Consider the following 675-nt stretch of genomic DNA (forward strand, 5'->3'; position numbering starts at 1 on the left):
CATAACGAGCAGCTCAAGCGCATCGCACAGGAGATCATCATCGATCAGCAGCAGGAGATCGCCGCCATGAAGCTGGCGATCGGCCAGCCGCTACCGCCTTCGACGCCAGCCCCGACGCAGGGCGGTGACCACCACAGCCATATGGAGCACTGACATGATCCGGACCATCCTGCGCTCGGCCGCCTTGCTGATAAGCGCCGCACCGGGCATCGCCATGGCCCAGCAGGCGCCGTGGAACGCCAGGGACGTGCCTGTCAGCCACCGCGACCGCGTCTATGCATCCGAACAATTCTCCAACACGGTGTCGGTGACGGACCCGGCCGACAACCGGCTGCTCGGCGTCATCAAGCTTGGCGATCCGCAGCCGATGAATTTTTCACCGCTCTACAAGGGGCAGGTGCTGGTTCACGGACTCGGCTTCTCGCCGGACGGGAAGACCCTCGCGGTCGTGTCGATCGCATCGAACGCCGTGTCGTGGATCGACACCGCCACCAACACCGTCAAGCATACGACTTATGTCGGGCGCAGTCCGCACGAGGCGTTCTTTACACCGAACGGCAAGGAAGTCTGGGTCACCGTCCGCGGCGAGGACTATATCGCCGTGCTCGACCCTACGACGTACAAGGAAACCGGGCGCATCAAGACGCCCGGTGGTCCGGGTATGACGATCTTCTC

1 protein-coding gene is annotated in these 675 nt (G+C 63.3%); it reads left to right on the plus strand.

Translation table 11 applies throughout. The features are described from left to right. Positions 1–154 precede the first annotated feature (154 nt). A partial coding sequence (locus tag SSA01S_RS18920; protein ID WP_167348945.1) for a YncE family protein occupies positions 155–675 on the plus strand: 521 nt, incomplete at its 3' end.

This window comes from Sphingomonas sanguinis NBRC 13937, assembly GCF_001591005.1.
Classification (GTDB): Bacteria; Pseudomonadota; Alphaproteobacteria; order Sphingomonadales; family Sphingomonadaceae; genus Sphingomonas; species Sphingomonas sanguinis.